Source organism: Thermomonas sp. (assembly GCF_047606765.1).
Lineage (GTDB): Bacteria > Pseudomonadota > Gammaproteobacteria > Xanthomonadales > Xanthomonadaceae > Thermomonas.
Genome location: NZ_JASGED010000115.1, coordinates 1 through 15,681, shown reverse-complemented (window position 1 = coordinate 15,681; position 15,681 = coordinate 1). Strand labels below are relative to the sequence as shown.

Genomic DNA, 15,681 nt, shown 5'->3' with positions numbered 1-15,681 from the left:
CGTAGATACGCTTGACCTTCTGCTTCTCGCGCAGCTGGGTGGCGTAGTCGGACAGCTTGCCCTTGCGGGCGTTGGCGCCGTGCTGGCCGGGCTTCTGCTCCAGCTTGCACTTCGAATCGAGGGCGCGAGCAGGCGACTTCAGCGAAAGGTCTGCGCCTTCGCGACGTGCCAGCTTGCAGGTGGGACCGATATAACGAGCCATGTTCTTGTGCTCCCCGGCGTCAGACGCGACGCTTCTTCGGCGGACGGCACCCGTTGTGCGGGATTGGCGTCACGTCGATGATGTTGATGATCTTGTAGCCCACGTTGTTCAGCGAACGAACAGCGGACTCACGCCCCGGGCCCGGGCCCTTGATGCGCACTTCCAGCGCCTTCACACCGTAGTCCAGCGCGGCCTTGCCGGCCTTTTCGGCGGCGACCTGCGCGGCGAACGGGGTGGACTTGCGCGAACCGCGGAAGCCCGCGCCGCCGGAAGTCGCCCAGCTCAGCGCATTGCCCTGGCGGTCGGTGATGGTGACGATGGTGTTGTTGAACGAAGCGTGGACGTGCGCGATGCCGTCGGTGACGACGCGCTTGACCTTCTTCTTGGTCTTGGTTGCAGCCGGCTTGGCCATGGTCTGGATTCCTTACTTCTTGATGGCCTTGCGCGGACCCTTGCGGGTACGTGCATTGGTCCGGGTGCGCTGACCACGCAGCGGCAGGCCGCGACGATGGCGCAGGCCGCGATAGCAGCTCAGATCCATCAGGCGCTTGATTGCCATGCCGACTTCACGACGCAGGTCGCCCTCGACGACGTACTTGCCGACTTCGGCGCGCAGGCGCTCGACTTCCGGCTCGGACAGGTCACGAATCTTGGTGTTCGAGCTGACACCGGCCGATTCACAGACCTTCTTGGAACGGGTACGGCCAATGCCGTAGATGCTTTGCAGCCCGACCCAGACATGCTTCTGGGCAGGCAGGTTGACGCCTGCAATACGCGCCATAAGGCGATCTCCGATAACGAATTGGCACCGAATCTTCCAATCCGGCGCGGTGAACACGAAATTGTAGCGGGATTCCGGCAATTCAGGAAGCCCCCATCCCGAAGGATGCGAGCCCGGCATGGGGAGTGTGCCCATGCTCCGGCGACAGCCCCGGACTGGCAGCGCCGGCCCCGAAGGGGTCGGCCTGCCCGCGCGCTACTCCGGCGCGCGGATCGGTCCGGTGCCACCCGCGCCCGGAACCGCCGCGCGAGTCGCCCATTTGCCAGCCGGGGCACGATGCCCGGCTCGGCGGTTGTTCATCGGGTGGGGCTTTCCCCACCCATCAATACATCAACGAGTCCGCGACCCGCCTTTCAGATTCGCCTTCTTCAGCAGGCTCTCGTACTGGTGCGACATCAGATGCGCCTGGATCTGCGCAATGAAGTCCATCACCACCACCACCACGATCAGCAGCGACGTGCCACCGAAGTAGAACGAGGTACCCAGCTTGGTGCGCATGATTTCCGGCAACAGGCAGACCAGCACCAGATAGATCGCACCCGCCAGCGTCAGGCGTGTCAGCACGCCGTCGATGTACTCGCCGGTCGCCTTGCCGGGGCGGATACCCGGGATCAGCGCGCCCGACTTCTTCAGGTTGTCTGCGGTTTCCTGCGAGTTGAACACCAGCGCGGTGTAGAAGAACGCAAAACCAATGATCAACGCGCTCAACAGCACCATGTGCAGCGGTTCACCCGGCGACAACATCTGGCTGACCTTCTGCAGCCACACCGTACCGGTGCCGCCCGACTGGCCGAACCAGGTCGAAGCCGTAGCCGGGAACATGATGATCGACGACGCGAAGATCGGCGGGATCACGCCCGCCATGTTGAGCTTGAGCGGCAGGAACGAGCTCTGGTTCATGTACGAACCGCGGCCACCCTGACGGCGTGCGTAGTTCACCGTGATCCGGCGCTGACCCCGCTCGACGAACACCACGAACCAGGTGAAGCCAAGCACGATGGCCAGGATGATGAGCACCGTGATCCACTGCATGTTGCCGCTGCTGGCCTGCTGCAAGGTGTTGAGCACCGCGCCCGGCAGGCCGGCGACGATGCCGGCGAAGATGATGAGTGAAACACCATTGCCGATGCCGCGCTCGGTCACCTGCTCGCCCAGCCACATCAGGAACATGGTGCCTGCGGTCAGCGACACCACAGCGGTTGCGACGAAGCCGAAACCAGGGCTATAGACAACCGGGATACCGCTACCTGATCCCTGTTTCTGCAAGGCAATCGCGATGCCGGCTGCCTGGAAGATTGCCAGCAACACCGCGCCATAGCGCGAATACTGGGTGATCTTGCGGCGACCGGACTCGCCTTCCTTCGACATCGCCTTCCAGCTCGGCAGGATCTGGGTCATCAGCTGGACCACGATCGACGCCGAGATATACGGCATCACGTTCAGCGCAAACAGGCTGAAGCGCGCAAGCGCACCGCCGGAGAACATGTTGAACATGTCCACCACGGTACCCTTCTGCGACTCCATCAGCTGCAGCATCGCCTCCGGGTTGACGCCCGGCACCGGGATGTAGCAGCCGATGCGATAGACGATCAACGCGCCCACGACGAACAGCAGGCGCGAGCGCAGTTCCGTGAACTTGCCCGCGCCGGCCAAACCCGACAACGCTCCCGCGTTTCGCGACATCCGTGCTTACTCCGCCAGCTTGCCGCCGGCGGCTTCGATTGCGGCCCTGGCACCAGCGGTCGAAGCGATGCCCTTCAGCACGAAGGCCTTGCTCACGTCACCCTTGGCGACGATCTTGGCGCGCTTGGCGGTGCTGGGCACCAGCTTGGCGGCCTTCAGCGCGGCGAAATCCACATCGCCAGCCGGCAGGCTGTCCAGCTTGTACAGCATCACTTCGGCGATGTCGGCCTTCAGCTTCGAATGGAAGCCGATCTTCGGCAGGCGCATGTACATGGGCATCTGGCCGCCTTCGAAACCGGCCTTGATCTTGCCCTTGCCGGCGCGCGCGAACGAACCCTTGTGGCCACGCCCACAGGTCTTGCCAAGGCCGGAACCGATACCGCGACCAACGCGGCGGGCTTCCTGACGGGCACCATCGGCGGGCTTGAGTGTATTGAGTTTCATGCGATTACTCCTCGACCTGGACCAGGTAGTGGACCTTGTTGATCAGGCCGCGAACCTGCGGGCTGTCCTTGAGTTCGCGCACGCTGCCCAGCTTGCCAAGGCCCAGCGCCTTCACCGACAGGCGGTGATGCGACTGGGTACCGCGCAAGCCCTTGACCAGGCGAACCTTGATGGTCTTGTCATTAGCCATGGATCAGATCCTCCAGCTTCTTGCCGCGCTTGGCCGCGATCTTCGACGGCGAATGCATCGCCTCCAGACCCTTGACCGTGGCGCGCACCAGATTGATCGGGTTGCGCGAACCAACCGCCTTTGCCAGCACGTTCTTCACGCCCACTGCTTCCAGCACGGCGCGCATCGCACCGCCGGCGATCACGCCGGTACCTTCCGACGCCGGCTGCATATAGACGCGAGCAGCGCCGTGGCCGGCCTTCACGGCATGGAACAGGGTGCCGTTGTTCAGATCGACAGTGCTCATGTTCTTGCGGGCGTATTCCATCGACTTCTGGATGGCCACCGGCACTTCGCGCGCCTTGCCATAGCCGAAGCCGACCTTGCCTGCGCCATCACCCACCACCGTCAGCGCGGTGAAGGTGAACTGGCGACCACCCTTGACGGTCTTGCTGACGCGGTTGACCGCGATCAGCTTTTCGATCATGCCGTCATCGATCTCTTCGCGTTCGCGATTGCGGTCGCGGCCACGCGGTTCGCGTTGTTCTGCCATTTCGATGTACTCGTGTTTGAATGGGATTTGCGGCGCAGCCGCTTATGGTTGTGTGGTGTTGCGGGTGTTCCACCAGCGCCGCAACCGGCGAAGGCGTCCGATGCAAGCCCGCATCGGCAGGGAGAAACGGCATGGGGCCAAAGCCCCATGCCTGCAAGCATCAGAACTGCAGGCCACCCTCACGGGCGGCATCGGCCAGCGCCTTGACGCGGCCGTGGTAGCGGTAGCCCGAGCGGTCGAACGCGACCTTCTCGATGCCCGCAGCCTTGGCGCGCTCGGCGATGACCTGACCCACCTTGGCGGCGGCGTCCTTGTTCTTGCCGTTCTTCAGGCCGTTCTTGACCTCGGCTTCGACGGTTGCGGCCGAAGCCAGCACCTTGGAACCGTCGGCAGTGAACAGCTGGGCGTACAGGTGCTGGCCGGTGCGCAGCACCGACAGGCGCGGCACGCCGAGTTCGCGGATGCGCGCGCGGGTGGATTTGGCGCGGCGCAGGCGGGCGATCTTCTTTTCCATGGTCTTTGTCTCCGAAAGCTGAAAGCGCGTTGTCCCGAAGGATTACGCCTTCTTGGCTTCCTTGCGGATGATGGTCTCGTCGGAATACTTCACGCCCTTGCCCTTGTAGGGCTCCGGCGGGCGGTAGCCACGAATCTTGGCGGCAACTTCACCCACCAGCTGCTTGTCGGCGCCGGCAACCAGGATTTCGGTCTGGGTCGGGGTGGTGATGGTGATGCCTTCCGGCGCGGTGAACACCACCGGGTGCGAATAACCCAGCGACAGGTTCAGATCCTTGCCCTGGGCCGCAGCGCGGTAACCCACGCCGACCAGCTCGAGCTTGCGCTCAAAGCCGGTGGACACGCCATGCACCATGTTGGCGACGATCGCGCGCAGGGTGCCGGTCAGCGGCACCAGCGACGGATCGTTGGCCGACAGCTGTGCATTGCCGTCTTCGATCTTGATTTCGATGCCGGCCGGCTTGGCCACGCTCAGGGTACCCTTCGGGCCCTTGACGCTGATGGTGTCCGGCTGGACGTTGACTTCGACACCCTTGGCAAGAGTGATCGGCTTCTTGGCAACTCGGGACATGTCTGTATCTCCCTTAGGCCACGATGCACAGGACTTCACCGCCGACGCCCTGCTGGCGCGCCTGCGTGTCGGTCATGATGCCCTTGGAGGTGGAAATGATGGCGATGCCCAGGCCGTTCAGGACCTTGGGCAGCGCGTCCTTGCCGCGATACTGGCGCAGGCCCGAGCGCGACACGCGCTTCAGGGTTTCGATGACCGGCTTGCCTTCGTAGTACTTCAGGGCGATTTCAAGCTCGGCCTTGGCACCGTTCTGGGTGACGCGGGCATCGGCGATGTAGCCCTCGCCCTTGAGGACGTCAGCAATTGCAACCTTGGTCCTGGAGGACGGCATCTTCACCGTCTGCTTGCCAACAGCGGCCGCATTCTTGATGCGAACCAGCATGTCGGCGATGGGATCAGTCATGCTCATGGAAAGTTCCTGATGAGTAGCACCGATATCCGCTTTCGCGAAAATCTGTCTTGTTGTGGGCACCGTTGCCGGTGTTCGACGCAACCACGGGCCCGCATCGCTGCGAGCCCGGGTTCAACCTGCCATCAAGGCGGGAGCCGCCCAGTATAGCAGGGATTTTTTGTTACCAGCTGGCCTTGCGCAGGCCCGGCACGTCACCACGCATGGTGGCTTCGCGCAGCTTGTTGCGGCCCAGGCCGAACTTGCTGTAGACGGCGCGCGGGCGACCGGTCAGGGCGCAGCGGGTGGTCTGGCGGGACGGCGAAGAGTCGCGCGGCAGCTTCTGCAGCTTGGTCGCGGCAACCATCTTGTCCTCGTAGGACGCATCCTGGCTGGAAATGATCTTCTTCAGCGCGTCGCGCTTGGCGGCGTGCTGCTTGGCCAGCTTGGCGCGCTTGGCTTCGCGGTTGATCATGGAAGTCTTGGCCATGACGGGTCCTTAGTTGCGGAACGGGAAGCGGAAGGCTTCGAGCAGGGCCTTGGCCTCGGCGTCGGTCTTCGCGGTGGTGGTGATGGCGATGTCCATGCCGCGCATCGCGTCAACGGCGTCGAAGTCGATCTCCGGGAAGATGATCTGCTCCTTCACGCCCATGTTGTAGTTGCCGCGGCCATCGAACGAACGGCCCGACACGCCGCGGAAGTCACGCACGCGCGGCAGCGAGATGTTGATGAGACGGTCGAGGAACTCGTACATCTTGGCGCGGCGCAGGGTCACCTTGGCACCAATCGGCCAACCGTCGCGGATCTTGAACGAAGCCACCGAAACGCGCGACTTGGTGACCTGCGGTTTCTGGCCGCTGATCTTGGCCATGTCGGCCACCGCGTTTTCCAGCACCTTCTTGTTGGTCGCCGCTTCGCCCACGCCCATGTTCAGCGTGATCTTGGTCAGCTTCGGCACTTCCATCGGATTGGTGTAGCCGAATTGCTGCATCAGCTTCGGCACCACTTCGTCCTTGTAGAACTTTTCGAGTCGGGTCGTCATGTCAGATGGCCTCGCCGCTGGAGCGGAACACGCGGATGCGCTTTCCATCCCCCAGCGTCTTGATGGCGGTGCGCTCGCCCTTGCCGGTGGCCGGGTTGAGCAACATCACGTTGGAAATGTGGATCGACGCCTCGCGCTCGATCACGCCGCCGGGATTGCCGGCCTGCGGGTTCGGCTTGGTGTGGCGCTTGACCAGGTTCAGGTTGGAGACGTACACGCGCTCGCCATCGACGCGCAGCACTTCGCCAGTCTGACCCTTGATCTTCTTGTTGCCGGTGGTGACGATCACTTGATCGCCTTTCTTGATACGGTTCATGTCTTAGTCCTCTCCGCTCACAGCACTTCGGGGGCGAGCGAGACGATCTTCATGAACTTCTCGGAGCGCAGCTCGCGGGTCACGGGCCCGAAGATGCGGGTGCCAATCGGTTCATGCTTGTTGTTCAGCAGCACGGCGGCATTGCCGTCGAAGCGGATCAGCGAGCCGTCGGCACGGCGCACGCCCTTGCGGGTGCGCACCACCACGGCGTCATAGACGTCGCCCTTCTTGACCTTGCCACGCGGAATCGCGTCCTTCACCGACACCTTGATGATGTCGCCGATGCCGGCATAACGGCGCTTGGAACCACCCAGCACCTTGATGCACATCAGCTCCTTGGCACCGGAGTTGTCAGCGACATCGAGAAAGCTCTGCATCTGGATCATGGCTGTCTCTCCCTTAGTCGGCGGCGCGCGCGAGGATTTCCACCACGCGCCAGTTCTTGGTCTTGGACATCGGCGCGCACTCTGCCACGCGGACGGTATCGCCCTCGTTGCAGGAGTTCTCGGCGTCGTGGGCGTGCAGCTTGGTCGAGCGCTTGATGTACTTGCCGTACAACGCGTGCTTGACCTGACGCTCCACGAGCACCGTCACGGTCTTGTCCATCTTGTTGCTGACGACCCGGCCTTCGACCGTGTGCAGCTTCTTGGTTTGTTCTGTCATGTCTGCCGTTCCTTACTTCGCCGCGCTTTGCAGCGCGCCGAGCAGCGTGTTGACGCGAGCGATCTCGCGGCGCACGCGGCGGGGCTCATTGGTCTTGGACGGGGGCAGCTGGCCGGTGGCCTTCTGCATGCGCAGCGCGAAGCGCTCCTTCTGCAGTTCGACCAGATGGGCCTTCAGTTCGTCCGCCGACTTCTGACGCAGTTGCTTGAGTTCCATCAGCGCACCGTCCGGGTCACGAAAGTGGTGGTGACCGAGAGCTTGGCGGCGGCCAGGCGGAACGCCTCGCGCGCCACCTCTTCGCTCACGCCCTCGATCTCGTAGATCATGCGACCGGGCTGGATCTGGGCCACCCAGTACTCCACGTTGCCCTTACCGGAGCCCATGCGGACTTCGATCGGCTTCTTGGTGATCGGCTTGTCGGGGAACACGCGGATCCACATCTTGCCGCCACGCTTGACGTAACGGCTGATGGAACGACGCGCGGCCTCGATCTGGCGGGCGGTGAGCTGGCCGTGAGCAGTTGCCTTCAGGCCGAACTCGCCGAAGCTCACGGCATTGCCGTTCCAGCTCAGGCCTTCATTGCGGCCCTTGTGGACCTTGCGGTATTTGGTTCGCTTGGGTTGCAGCATTGTTTATTCCCTCGCTTCGCCGCGCTCGGCGCGGTCGCCACGGTCACGGCGCGGGCCGCGCGGACGTTCACGATCACCACGATCACCGCGCGGTGCCGGGCTGTCGTCCTGCTTTTCCTGGCCGACCTGGCTGAAATCGAAGATCTCGCCCTTGTAGACCCACACCTTGATGCCGATGATCCCGTACGTGGTCTTCGCTTCGGCAAAGCCGTAGTCGATGTCGGCGCGCAGGGTGTGCAGCGGCACGCGGCCTTCGCGGTACCACTCGGAACGGGCGATTTCCGCACCGTTCAAGCGGCCAGCCACGTTGACCTTGATGCCCAGCGCGCCCAGGCGCATCGCATTGCCCACCGCACGCTTCATGGCGCGGCGGAACATGATGCGGCGCTCCAGCTGCTGGGCGATGGACTCGGCCACCAACTGCGCGTCGAGTTCCGGCTTGCGGACTTCGGTGACGTTGATGTGCGCCGGGACGCCCATCACGTCGGAGACTTCCTTGCGCAGCTTCTCGATGTCCTCGCCACGCTTGCCGATCACCACGCCCGGACGGGCGGTGTGGATCGTGACGCGCGCGTTATTGGCCGGACGCTCGATCAGGATCTTGCTGATGCCGGCCTGGGCCAGCTTCTTGCGCAACATCTCGCGGACCTTGAGGTCGGCAGCGAGGAAGTCGGCGAACTGCTTCTTGCCGGCATACCACTTGGAGTTCCAGTCCTTGGCGATGCCCAGGCGGATGCCGATCGGATTGACTTTATGACCCATGATTACTTGCCCTCGCCCACGACCACGGTGATGTGGCTGGTGCGCTTCAGGATGCGCGTGCCACGGCCCTTCGCACGCGCCATGAAGCGCTTCAGTGCGGGACCTTCATCGACCATGATGGTCTTGACCTTCAGTTCGTCGGCGTCGGCGCCGTTGTTGTTTTCGGCGTTGGAGGCTGCCGAGAACACGACCTTGTAGATCATGCCAGCGGCTTTCTTGTCCGAGAACTTCAACAGGTCGAGCGCGCGGGCCACGGGCAGGCCACGCACCTGGTCAGCGACCAGACGGGCCTTCTGCGGGGAGATGCGCGCGGTGCGCAGGATGGCTTTCGCTTCCATGGTCATCTCCTTACTTCCCGCTCTTCTTGTCGCCGCCGTGACCCTTGAAGGTACGGGTCAGGGCGAACTCGCCGAGCTTGTGGCCGATCATGTTTTCGTTGATCAGCACCGGGATGTGGTTCTTGCCGTTGTGTACGGCGATGGTGAACCCGATCATTTCCGGCAGCACCGTGGAACGACGCGACCAGGTCTTGATCGGCTTCTTGCTGTTGCCCGCGGCCTCCACCTTCTTCTGCAGGTGGTGGTCGATGAACGGGCCTTTCTTGAGTGAACGTGCCATTGCCGATTAGCTCCTGCGGTCGCGCACGATGAACTGCTGGGTGCGCTTGTTCTTGCGGGTCTTGTAACCCTTGGTCGGCACGCCCCACGGGGTGACCGGATGCGGGTTGCCCTGGCCAGCCTTGGCTTCACCACCACCGTGCGGGTGGTCAACCGGGTTCATGGCCGCACCGCGGACGGTCGGCCTGACACCGCGCCAGCGCTTGGCACCGGCCTTGCCCAGCTTCTCGAGGTTGTGCTCGTCGTTGCCGACTTCGCCGATGGTGGCGCGGCATTCCGCCGGCACCTTGCGCATCTCGCCGGAGCGCAGGCGCAGCATCGCATAGACGCCTTCGCGGGCGACCAGCTGCACGCCGGCACCGGCGGCACGCGCGATCTGCGCACCCTTGCCCGGCTTCATCTCGATGCAATGCACCGTCGAACCGACCGGGATGTTGCGCAGCGGCAGGGTATTGCCGGCCTTGATCGGCGCATCGCGGCCCGCGATCACCTGGTCGCCGGCCTTCAGGCCCTTCGGCGCGATGATGTAGCGGCGCTCGCCATCGGCGTAGCACAGCAGCGCGATGTGCGCGGTGCGGTTGGGATCGTACTCGATGCGTTCGACGCGGGCGGGGATGCCTTCCTTGTCGCGCTTGAAGTCGATGATGCGGTAATGCTGCTTGTGACCGCCGCCGATGTGGCGGGTGGTGATGCGGCCATGGTGGTTGCGACCGCCGGACTTGCCCTGCTTCTCGAGCAGTGCAGCGTGCGGTGCGCCCTTGTGCAGGCCCGGCGTCACCACGCGGACCGCGCTACGGCGACCGGCGGAGGTGGGCTTGAATGTCATCAGTGCCATGAATGGTTCCTCAGGCCGAGGTCGTCATCACGTCGATCGACTGGCCATCGGCCAGCGTGACGTATGCCTTGCGCCAATCGCCGCGACGACCCTGGCGGAACTTGAAGGACTTGGACTTGCCCTTCACGTTCACCACGTTCACCGCTTCGACCTTGACGTCGAAGATCTTTTCCACCGCGACCTTGATGTCGGCCTTGGTGGCAGTCTTCGCGACTTCGAAAACGTACTGGTTGGAGACTTCCTGCAGGCGCGCGGTCTTTTCGGACACACGCGGCGCACGGATCACTTCGTACACGTTGTTGGTGCTCATGCCAGCCACTCCTCGATCTTCTTCACCGCATCGGTGGTGACCACCACGGTGTCGGCGCCGACCAGCGAGACCGGATCCAGGCCCTGCACGTCACGCACCTGCACGTAAGGCAGGTTGCGGGCGGACAGATACAGGCTGTCGGACGCTTCCTCGGTGACGATCAGCGGGCGCTGACCGGCCTTGAGTTCGGCCAGCTTGGCAACCAGCCCCTTGGTCTTGGCCGCTTCGACATCGAACGACTCGACCACGGTGATGCGGCCCTGGCGGTTGAGCTCGGACAGGATCGCGGCCATCGCGGCGCGGTACATCTTGCGGTTGACCTTCTGCGCGAAGCTGCGCGGCTTGGCCGCGAAGGTCACGCCGCCGCCGACGAAGATCGGAGCCGTCAGCGCGCCATGACGCGCACCGCCGCCTTTCTGCTTCTTCGACTTCTTGGTGGTGCCGTTCACTTCGGCGCGGGTCTTCTGCGCCTTGGTGCCGGCGCGACCGGCGTTGCGGTAGGCGACGACGACCTGATGCACCAGATCCTCGTTGAACTCGCGACCGAACACGGTATCGGAGACCGGCAGGGTCTTTCCGTTATTGATGTTGAGTTCCATGATCAGACTCCCTTGCTCGTCGGGCGCACGATCACGTCGCCACCCGGCGCACCCGGGACGGCACCACGCACGGCGATCAGGCCGCGCTCGGCATCAACCTTCACGACCCGCAGGCCCTGCGTGGTTTGGGTGACGTGGCCCATGTGGCCGGCCATCTTCTTGCCCGGGAACACGCGGCCCGGCGTCTGGCGCTGGCCGATGGAACCCGGCGAACGGTGCGACAGCGAGTTGCCGTGCGTCGCATCGCCCATGGTGAAGTTCCAGCGCTTGATCGTGCCCTGGAAGCCCTTGCCCTTGGTCACGCCCTGGACATCAACCATCTGGCCTTCGCTGAAGATGTCGGCCTTGATCTCGCCGCCCACTTCATAGCCACCGATCTGGTCGGCTTCCACGCGCAGCTCCCACAGGCCGCGACCGGCTTCCACCTTGGCCTTGGCCAGATGACCAACGGCAGGCTTGTTCAGCAGGCTGGCACGCTTGACGCCAGCAGTCACCTGCACGGCGCTGTAGCCGTCGGTATCCGGCGTCTTGATCTGGGTGATGCGGTTCGGCGTGGCTTCGATCAGGGTCACCGGCACGGACTTGCCATCCTCGGTGAACATGCGGCTCATGCCGGCCTTGCGACCGACGATGCCGAGCGAATACTTCTTCGCGCTCATCTGCGGTCTCCTCAGGTCAACTTGATCTGGACATCAACGCCAGCCGCGAGTTCGAGCTTCATCAGCGCGTCCACGGTCTTGTCGTTGGGGTCAACGATGTCGAGCACGCGCTTGTGCGTGCGGGTTTCGTACTGGTCGCGCGCGTCCTTGTCGACGTGCGGCGACACCAGCACGGTGTAGCGTTCAATCTTGGTCGGCAGCGGGATCGGGCCGCGCACCTGCGCGCCGGTCCGCTTGGCCGTTTCGACGATCTCGCTGGCCGAACGGTCGATCAGTCGATGATCGAACGCCTTCAGCCGGATGCGAATCTTCTGGTCCGCCATGAGGAGTGCCTCGTATCTAAAGAGCGACAGGTGCGACGGCGTCTGTTGCGCCGCACCCCGTGGAAACAACGGGTAATGCTTTAAAACGAACTGGCGACCCGGTTGCCCGGCCCGCCAGCATCAGGAATCCATGAACGCGCCGAAAGGCCCCGCCGATATGTTCCGGAGATTTCCGGAACGGACGAGGCCTTGCCGCGCGACATTTCCCTGTCTGGCGAACACGAGGCGCATCCTGCACCTCCTTTCGCTACCCTCGCAGGACTCATATCCCGCGAGGGTCTTGCATTCTAACGGAGTCAATTCGGTCTGCGCAAGCCCCAAAATTGCTTTTGATCGTCATTCCCGCGAAAGCGGGAATCTAGTTCTTGGCTTTCAAGCACTTGAGAGCTGGATCCCCGCCTGCGCGGGGATGACGCTGCGAAGACCAAAAGCTGGATCCCCGCCTTCGCGTGGATGACGCACTGACAAAGGCCGGCGCGCTTGCGCGCCGGCGTCAGTGCGTCACTTGATGATCTTCGCCACCACGCCGGCACCGACAGTACGGCCACCTTCGCGGATCGCGAAGCGCAGGCCTTCGTCCATCGCCACCGGATTGATCAGGCTCACCACCATCTTGATGTTGTCGCCCGGCATCACCATCTCCACGCCCTCCGGCAACGTCACGGCACCCGTGATGTCCGTCGTGCGGAAGTAGAACTGCGGACGGTAGCCCTTGAAGAACGGGGTGTGACGGCCACCTTCGTCCTTCGACAGGACATAGACCTCGGCCTCGAACTCCGTGTGCGGGGTGATGCTGCCCGGCTTGCACAGCACCTGGCCGCGCTCCACGTCGTCACGCTTGGTGCCGCGCAGCAGCAGACCGGCGTTGTCGCCTGCCTGACCCTGGTCCAGCAGCTTGCGGAACATTTCCACGCCGGTCACGGTGGTCTTCTGGGTCGGACGGATGCCGACGATTTCGATTTCGTCACCGACCTTGATGATGCCGCGCTCGATACGACCGGTCACCACGGTGCCGCGGCCCGAGATCGAGAACACGTCTTCCACCGGCATCAGGAACGGCTTGTCCACGTCGCGCTGCGGCTCCGGGATCCAGCTGTCCAGCGCATCCACCAGCTTGATGATCGCCGGCACGCCGATGTCCGACTGGTCGCCTTCCAGCGCCAGACGGGCCGAGCCCGCGATGATCGGGGTGTCGTCGCCCGGGAAGTCGTACTTGCTCAGCAGTTCACGCACTTCCATCTCGACCAGCTCGAGCAGTTCGGCGTCATCCACCATGTCGGCCTTGTTCAGGAACACGACGATGTACGGCACGCCCACCTGACGCGACAGCAGGATGTGTTCGCGGGTCTGCGGCATCGGGCCGTCAGCGGCCGAGCACACCAGGATCGCGCCGTCCATCTGCGCTGCGCCGGTAATCATGTTCTTCACGTAGTCGGCGTGGCCCGGGCAGTCCACGTGGGCGTAGTGGCGGTTGGCCGATTCGTATTCCACGTGCGCGGTCGAAATCGTGATGCCACGTGCCTTCTCTTCCGGTGCCGCGTCGATCGCGTCATAGCCCTTGAACTCGCCGCCAAAACGCTCCGCGCCCACCTTCGTCAGCGCCGCCGTCAGCGTCGTCTTGCCGTGGTCCACGTGACCGATCGTGCCCACGTTCACGTGGGGCTTGGTGCGCTCGAACTTACCCTTTGCCATGTTGATTCACCTTGCTCTGTGTGTGGTCCGCCGCGCATGCCGCGCGGCGGGATAGTGTTGAAACGAAGCCGGATCAGGCCTTCTTGATGACTGCTTCGGCGATGTTGTTCGGCGCTTCTTCGTAGTGGTCGAACTCCATCGAGAAGGTCGCGCGGCCCTGCGACATCGAACGCAGCGAGGTCGCGTAGCCGAACATTTCGCCCAGCGGGATCATCGCGTTGATGATCTTGCCCGAGGGGCTGTCGTCCTGGCCCTGCAGCACGCCGCGGCGACGGCTCACGTCGCCCATCACGTCGCCGAGGTAATCCTCGGGGCTGACGATCTCGACCTTCATGATCGGCTCCAGCAGCACCGGGTTGGCCTTGCGGAAGCCTTCCTTGAACGCCATCGAGGCAGCCAGCTTGAACGCCATTTCCGACGAGTCAACGTCGTGGTACGAGCCGAACACCAGCTTGACCTTGACGCCCACCACCGGATAGCCAGCCAGCGGGCCGCTGGTGATGGTTTCGCGCATGCCCTTTTCGATCGCCGGGATGAACTCCTTCGGAATCACGCCGCCGGTGATTTCGTTGATGAACAGGAAATCGTCCTTGACATCCGGGTTCTGCTTGTCGGCATCGGTCATCGGCGACAGCTCGATCACGACATGGCCGTACTGGCCCTTGCCGCCCGACTGCTTGGCATGCTTGTAGTCGCTCTTCACGTCCGACTTGCGGATGGTTTCGCGATAGGCCACCTGCGGCTTGCCGACGTTGGCTTCGACGTTGAACTCGCGCTTCATGCGGTCAACGATGATGTCCAGGTGCAGCTCGCCCATGCCGGAGATGATGGTCTGGCCGGATTCCTCGTCGGTACGCACGCGGAAGCTGGGGTCTTCCTGCGCCAGACGGCTCAGGGCGTTGCCCATCTTTTCCTGGTCGGACTTGGTCTTCGGCTCCACCGCCATCGAGATCACCGGCTCGGGGAACGCCATGCGCTCCAGCACGATCGGGTCATCCTGCGAGCACAGGGTGTCACCGGTGGTGACATCCTTCAGGCCCACCGCGGCGGCGATGTCGCCCGCCAGCACTTCCTTGATTTCGTCGCGGTTGTTGGAGTGCATCTGCAGCAGGCGGCCGATGCGCTCCTTCTTGCCCTTGACCGAGTTCAGCACGGCATCGCCGGCGTTCAGCGTGCCGGAATAGACGCGGAAGAAGGTCAGCGAACCCACGAACGGGTCGGTCATGATCTTGAACGCCAGCGCCGAGAACGGGGCCTTGTCGCTGGACTCGCGGGTCAGCTCCTTGGTCTCGTCATCGACATCCACGCCCTTCACCGGCGGCACATCGACCGGCGACGGCAGCAGGTTGACCACGCCATCGAGCATGGCCTGCACGCCCTTGTTCTTGAACGCCGAGCCGCAGAACATCGGCACGATCTCGGTCTTCAGGGTGCGGTCGCGCAGACCGGCGATGATCTCTTCCTCGGTGAGGTCACCCTCGTTGAGGTACTTGTCCATCAGCTCTTCGCTGGCTTCGGCGGCGGACTCGACCATGAAGGCGCGCTCTTCCTCGGCCTTGGCCTTGAGCTCAGCCGGGATGTCGCGGTATTCGAAGTTCAGGCCCTGCGAGGCGACATCCCAATGGATGGCCTTCATCTTCAGCAGATCAACCACGCCCTCGAAGCCGTCTTCGGCACCGATCGGCACCTGCATCGGCACGGCCACCGCACCCAGGCGCGCCTTCAGCTGGTCGCGCACCTTGTAGAAGTTGGCACCGGTGCGGTCCATCTTGTTGACGAACGCGATGCGCGGCACGTGGTACTTGTTGGCCTGACGCCACACGGTTTCGGACTGCGGCTGCACGCCACCCACGGCGCACAGCACGAACACCGCGCCGTCGAGCACGCGCAGCGAGCGCTCGACTTCGATGGTGAAGTCAACGTGCCCGGG

At 63.6% G+C, this 15,681-nt stretch carries 26 protein-coding genes and 1 pseudogene; all 27 read right to left on the bottom strand.

Annotation, left to right across the window (positions count from 1 at the left end):
• Positions 1–202: pseudogene (gene rpsD, locus QM612_RS10970) on the bottom strand (30S ribosomal protein S4); the annotation flags it as partial.
• A gap of 19 nt (positions 203–221) precedes the next feature.
• Complete coding sequence (gene rpsK, locus QM612_RS10965) at positions 222–614, bottom strand: 30S ribosomal protein S11 (protein WP_415253923.1); 393 nt, start codon at positions 612–614, stop codon at positions 222–224.
• Between the two features lie 12 nt (positions 615–626).
• Positions 627–983: a 30S ribosomal protein S13 gene (gene rpsM, locus QM612_RS10960; RefSeq protein ID WP_415253924.1), complete on the bottom strand. Its 357-nt coding sequence runs from the start codon at positions 981–983 to the stop codon at positions 627–629.
• 330 nt (positions 984–1,313) lie between these two features.
• On the bottom strand, positions 1,314–2,666 hold the full coding sequence (secY, locus tag QM612_RS10955) for a preprotein translocase subunit SecY (RefSeq protein WP_415253922.1): 1,353 nt from the start codon (positions 2,664–2,666) through the stop codon (positions 1,314–1,316).
• Between the two features lie 6 nt (positions 2,667–2,672).
• Positions 2,673–3,110: a 50S ribosomal protein L15 gene (rplO, locus tag QM612_RS10950; protein WP_415253921.1), complete on the bottom strand. Its 438-nt coding sequence runs from the start codon at positions 3,108–3,110 to the stop codon at positions 2,673–2,675.
• A gap of 4 nt (positions 3,111–3,114) precedes the next feature.
• On the bottom strand, positions 3,115–3,300 hold the full coding sequence (rpmD, locus tag QM612_RS10945) for a 50S ribosomal protein L30 (protein ID WP_415253920.1): 186 nt from the start codon (positions 3,298–3,300) through the stop codon (positions 3,115–3,117).
• Positions 3,293–3,832, bottom strand: coding sequence for a 30S ribosomal protein S5 (rpsE, locus tag QM612_RS10940; protein WP_415253919.1), 540 nt, complete (start codon positions 3,830–3,832; stop codon positions 3,293–3,295). The genes rpmD and rpsE overlap by 8 nt, the downstream gene beginning before the upstream one ends.
• Positions 3,833–3,992: 160 nt before the next feature.
• Positions 3,993–4,346, bottom strand: a complete 354-nt coding sequence (rplR, locus tag QM612_RS10935) for a 50S ribosomal protein L18 (protein ID WP_415253918.1) — start codon at positions 4,344–4,346, stop codon at positions 3,993–3,995.
• 42 nt (positions 4,347–4,388) lie between these two features.
• Complete coding sequence (gene rplF / locus QM612_RS10930) at positions 4,389–4,916, bottom strand: 50S ribosomal protein L6 (RefSeq protein WP_415253917.1); 528 nt, start codon at positions 4,914–4,916, stop codon at positions 4,389–4,391.
• A 13-nt stretch (positions 4,917–4,929) separates the two neighbouring features.
• Positions 4,930–5,325, bottom strand: coding sequence for a 30S ribosomal protein S8 (gene rpsH, locus QM612_RS10925; RefSeq protein WP_415253916.1), 396 nt, complete (start codon positions 5,323–5,325; stop codon positions 4,930–4,932).
• A gap of 163 nt (positions 5,326–5,488) precedes the next feature.
• Entirely contained in the window at positions 5,489–5,794 is a 306-nt protein-coding gene (gene rpsN, locus QM612_RS10920; RefSeq protein ID WP_415253915.1) for a 30S ribosomal protein S14, read from the bottom strand.
• Between the two features lie 9 nt (positions 5,795–5,803).
• Positions 5,804–6,346, bottom strand: a complete 543-nt coding sequence (gene rplE / locus QM612_RS10915) for a 50S ribosomal protein L5 (RefSeq protein ID WP_415253914.1) — start codon at positions 6,344–6,346, stop codon at positions 5,804–5,806.
• A gap of 1 nt (position 6,347) precedes the next feature.
• The gene (rplX, locus tag QM612_RS10910) at positions 6,348–6,662 is read right to left on the bottom strand and encodes a 50S ribosomal protein L24 (RefSeq protein WP_415253913.1); all 315 of its coding nucleotides are present in this window, start codon (positions 6,660–6,662) and stop codon (positions 6,348–6,350) included.
• 17 nt (positions 6,663–6,679) lie between these two features.
• Positions 6,680–7,048 (bottom strand): 50S ribosomal protein L14, encoded by a 369-nt coding sequence (rplN, locus tag QM612_RS10905; protein ID WP_139715739.1) that lies wholly within the window; start codon positions 7,046–7,048, stop codon positions 6,680–6,682.
• Positions 7,049–7,061: 13 nt separating this feature from the next.
• A complete protein-coding gene (gene rpsQ, locus QM612_RS10900; protein WP_415253912.1) occupies positions 7,062–7,325 on the bottom strand; it encodes a 30S ribosomal protein S17 in 264 nt (87 codons plus the stop codon).
• Positions 7,326–7,337: 12 nt separating this feature from the next.
• Entirely contained in the window at positions 7,338–7,541 is a 204-nt protein-coding gene (rpmC, locus tag QM612_RS10895; RefSeq protein WP_415253911.1) for a 50S ribosomal protein L29, read from the bottom strand.
• Complete coding sequence (gene rplP / locus QM612_RS10890; RefSeq protein ID WP_415253910.1) at positions 7,541–7,954, bottom strand: 50S ribosomal protein L16; 414 nt, start codon at positions 7,952–7,954, stop codon at positions 7,541–7,543. The genes rpmC and rplP overlap by 1 nt, the downstream gene beginning before the upstream one ends.
• Before the next feature lie 3 nt (positions 7,955–7,957).
• Positions 7,958–8,716 carry a 30S ribosomal protein S3 gene (gene rpsC, locus QM612_RS10885; protein WP_415253909.1) on the bottom strand — a complete coding sequence of 253 codons (759 nt, stop codon included), beginning with the start codon at positions 8,714–8,716 and terminating at the stop codon, positions 7,958–7,960.
• 2 nt (positions 8,717–8,718) lie between these two features.
• Positions 8,719–9,054, bottom strand: a complete 336-nt coding sequence (gene rplV / locus QM612_RS10880) for a 50S ribosomal protein L22 (protein ID WP_415253908.1) — start codon at positions 9,052–9,054, stop codon at positions 8,719–8,721.
• 10 nt (positions 9,055–9,064) lie between these two features.
• Positions 9,065–9,334, bottom strand: a complete 270-nt coding sequence (rpsS, locus tag QM612_RS10875) for a 30S ribosomal protein S19 (RefSeq protein ID WP_415253907.1) — start codon at positions 9,332–9,334, stop codon at positions 9,065–9,067.
• A gap of 6 nt (positions 9,335–9,340) precedes the next feature.
• Positions 9,341–10,168, bottom strand: a complete 828-nt coding sequence (gene rplB / locus QM612_RS10870) for a 50S ribosomal protein L2 (RefSeq protein ID WP_415253906.1) — start codon at positions 10,166–10,168, stop codon at positions 9,341–9,343.
• Between the two features lie 10 nt (positions 10,169–10,178).
• A complete protein-coding gene (gene rplW / locus QM612_RS10865; RefSeq protein ID WP_415253905.1) occupies positions 10,179–10,478 on the bottom strand; it encodes a 50S ribosomal protein L23 in 300 nt (99 codons plus the stop codon).
• A complete protein-coding gene (gene rplD / locus QM612_RS10860) occupies positions 10,475–11,077 on the bottom strand; it encodes a 50S ribosomal protein L4 (RefSeq protein ID WP_415253904.1) in 603 nt (200 codons plus the stop codon). Before rplD ends, rplW begins: the two co-directional genes overlap by 4 nt.
• A gap of 2 nt (positions 11,078–11,079) precedes the next feature.
• Positions 11,080–11,736: a 50S ribosomal protein L3 gene (gene rplC, locus QM612_RS10855; protein ID WP_415253903.1), complete on the bottom strand. Its 657-nt coding sequence runs from the start codon at positions 11,734–11,736 to the stop codon at positions 11,080–11,082.
• Between the two features lie 11 nt (positions 11,737–11,747).
• Positions 11,748–12,059 (bottom strand): 30S ribosomal protein S10, encoded by a 312-nt coding sequence (gene rpsJ, locus QM612_RS10850; protein WP_005408208.1) that lies wholly within the window; start codon positions 12,057–12,059, stop codon positions 11,748–11,750.
• 501 nt (positions 12,060–12,560) lie between these two features.
• The gene (tuf, locus tag QM612_RS10845; protein WP_415253902.1) at positions 12,561–13,751 is read right to left on the bottom strand and encodes an elongation factor Tu; all 1,191 of its coding nucleotides are present in this window, start codon (positions 13,749–13,751) and stop codon (positions 12,561–12,563) included.
• A 73-nt stretch (positions 13,752–13,824) separates the two neighbouring features.
• Positions 13,825–15,681 (bottom strand): elongation factor G (fusA, locus tag QM612_RS10840; protein ID WP_415253901.1); only part of this gene is annotated, 1,857 nt, incomplete at its 5' end.

What these genes read in the sequence shown, in the direction of transcription:
- rpsK (WP_415253923.1), bottom strand. Translation starts at nt 614, where the DNA reads ATGGCCAAGCCGGCTGCAACCAAGACCAAGAAGAAGGTCAAGCGCGTC.
- rpsM (WP_415253924.1), bottom strand. Translation starts at nt 983, where the DNA reads ATGGCGCGTATTGCAGGCGTCAACCTGCCTGCCCAGAAGCATGTCTGG.
- secY (WP_415253922.1), bottom strand. Translation starts at nt 2,666, where the DNA reads ATGTCGCGAAACGCGGGAGCGTTGTCGGGTTTGGCCGGCGCGGGCAAG.
- rplO (WP_415253921.1), bottom strand. Translation starts at nt 3,110, where the DNA reads ATGAAACTCAATACACTCAAGCCCGCCGATGGTGCCCGTCAGGAAGCC.
- rpmD (WP_415253920.1), bottom strand. Translation starts at nt 3,300, where the DNA reads ATGGCTAATGACAAGACCATCAAGGTTCGCCTGGTCAAGGGCTTGCGC.
- rpsE (WP_415253919.1), bottom strand. Translation starts at nt 3,832, where the DNA reads ATGGCAGAACAACGCGAACCGCGTGGCCGCGACCGCAATCGCGAACGC.
- rplR (WP_415253918.1), bottom strand. Translation starts at nt 4,346, where the DNA reads ATGGAAAAGAAGATCGCCCGCCTGCGCCGCGCCAAATCCACCCGCGCG.
- rplF (WP_415253917.1), bottom strand. Translation starts at nt 4,916, where the DNA reads ATGTCCCGAGTTGCCAAGAAGCCGATCACTCTTGCCAAGGGTGTCGAA.
- rpsH (WP_415253916.1), bottom strand. Translation starts at nt 5,325, where the DNA reads ATGAGCATGACTGATCCCATCGCCGACATGCTGGTTCGCATCAAGAAT.
- rpsN (WP_415253915.1), bottom strand. Translation starts at nt 5,794, where the DNA reads ATGGCCAAGACTTCCATGATCAACCGCGAAGCCAAGCGCGCCAAGCTG.
- rplE (WP_415253914.1), bottom strand. Translation starts at nt 6,346, where the DNA reads ATGACGACCCGACTCGAAAAGTTCTACAAGGACGAAGTGGTGCCGAAG.
- rplX (WP_415253913.1), bottom strand. Translation starts at nt 6,662, where the DNA reads ATGAACCGTATCAAGAAAGGCGATCAAGTGATCGTCACCACCGGCAAC.
- rplN (WP_139715739.1), bottom strand. Translation starts at nt 7,048, where the DNA reads ATGATCCAGATGCAGAGCTTTCTCGATGTCGCTGACAACTCCGGTGCC.
- rpsQ (WP_415253912.1), bottom strand. Translation starts at nt 7,325, where the DNA reads ATGACAGAACAAACCAAGAAGCTGCACACGGTCGAAGGCCGGGTCGTC.
- rpmC (WP_415253911.1), bottom strand. Translation starts at nt 7,541, where the DNA reads ATGGAACTCAAGCAACTGCGTCAGAAGTCGGCGGACGAACTGAAGGCC.
- rplP (WP_415253910.1), bottom strand. Translation starts at nt 7,954, where the DNA reads ATGCTGCAACCCAAGCGAACCAAATACCGCAAGGTCCACAAGGGCCGC.
- rpsC (WP_415253909.1), bottom strand. Translation starts at nt 8,716, where the DNA reads ATGGGTCATAAAGTCAATCCGATCGGCATCCGCCTGGGCATCGCCAAG.
- rplV (WP_415253908.1), bottom strand. Translation starts at nt 9,054, where the DNA reads ATGGAAGCGAAAGCCATCCTGCGCACCGCGCGCATCTCCCCGCAGAAG.
- rpsS (WP_415253907.1), bottom strand. Translation starts at nt 9,334, where the DNA reads ATGGCACGTTCACTCAAGAAAGGCCCGTTCATCGACCACCACCTGCAG.
- rplB (WP_415253906.1), bottom strand. Translation starts at nt 10,168, where the DNA reads ATGGCACTGATGACATTCAAGCCCACCTCCGCCGGTCGCCGTAGCGCG.
- rplW (WP_415253905.1), bottom strand. Translation starts at nt 10,478, where the DNA reads ATGAGCACCAACAACGTGTACGAAGTGATCCGTGCGCCGCGTGTGTCC.
- rplD (WP_415253904.1), bottom strand. Translation starts at nt 11,077, where the DNA reads ATGGAACTCAACATCAATAACGGAAAGACCCTGCCGGTCTCCGATACC.
- rplC (WP_415253903.1), bottom strand. Translation starts at nt 11,736, where the DNA reads ATGAGCGCGAAGAAGTATTCGCTCGGCATCGTCGGTCGCAAGGCCGGC.
- rpsJ (WP_005408208.1), bottom strand. Translation starts at nt 12,059, where the DNA reads ATGGCGGACCAGAAGATTCGCATCCGGCTGAAGGCGTTCGATCATCGA.
- tuf (WP_415253902.1), bottom strand. Translation starts at nt 13,751, where the DNA reads ATGGCAAAGGGTAAGTTCGAGCGCACCAAGCCCCACGTGAACGTGGGC.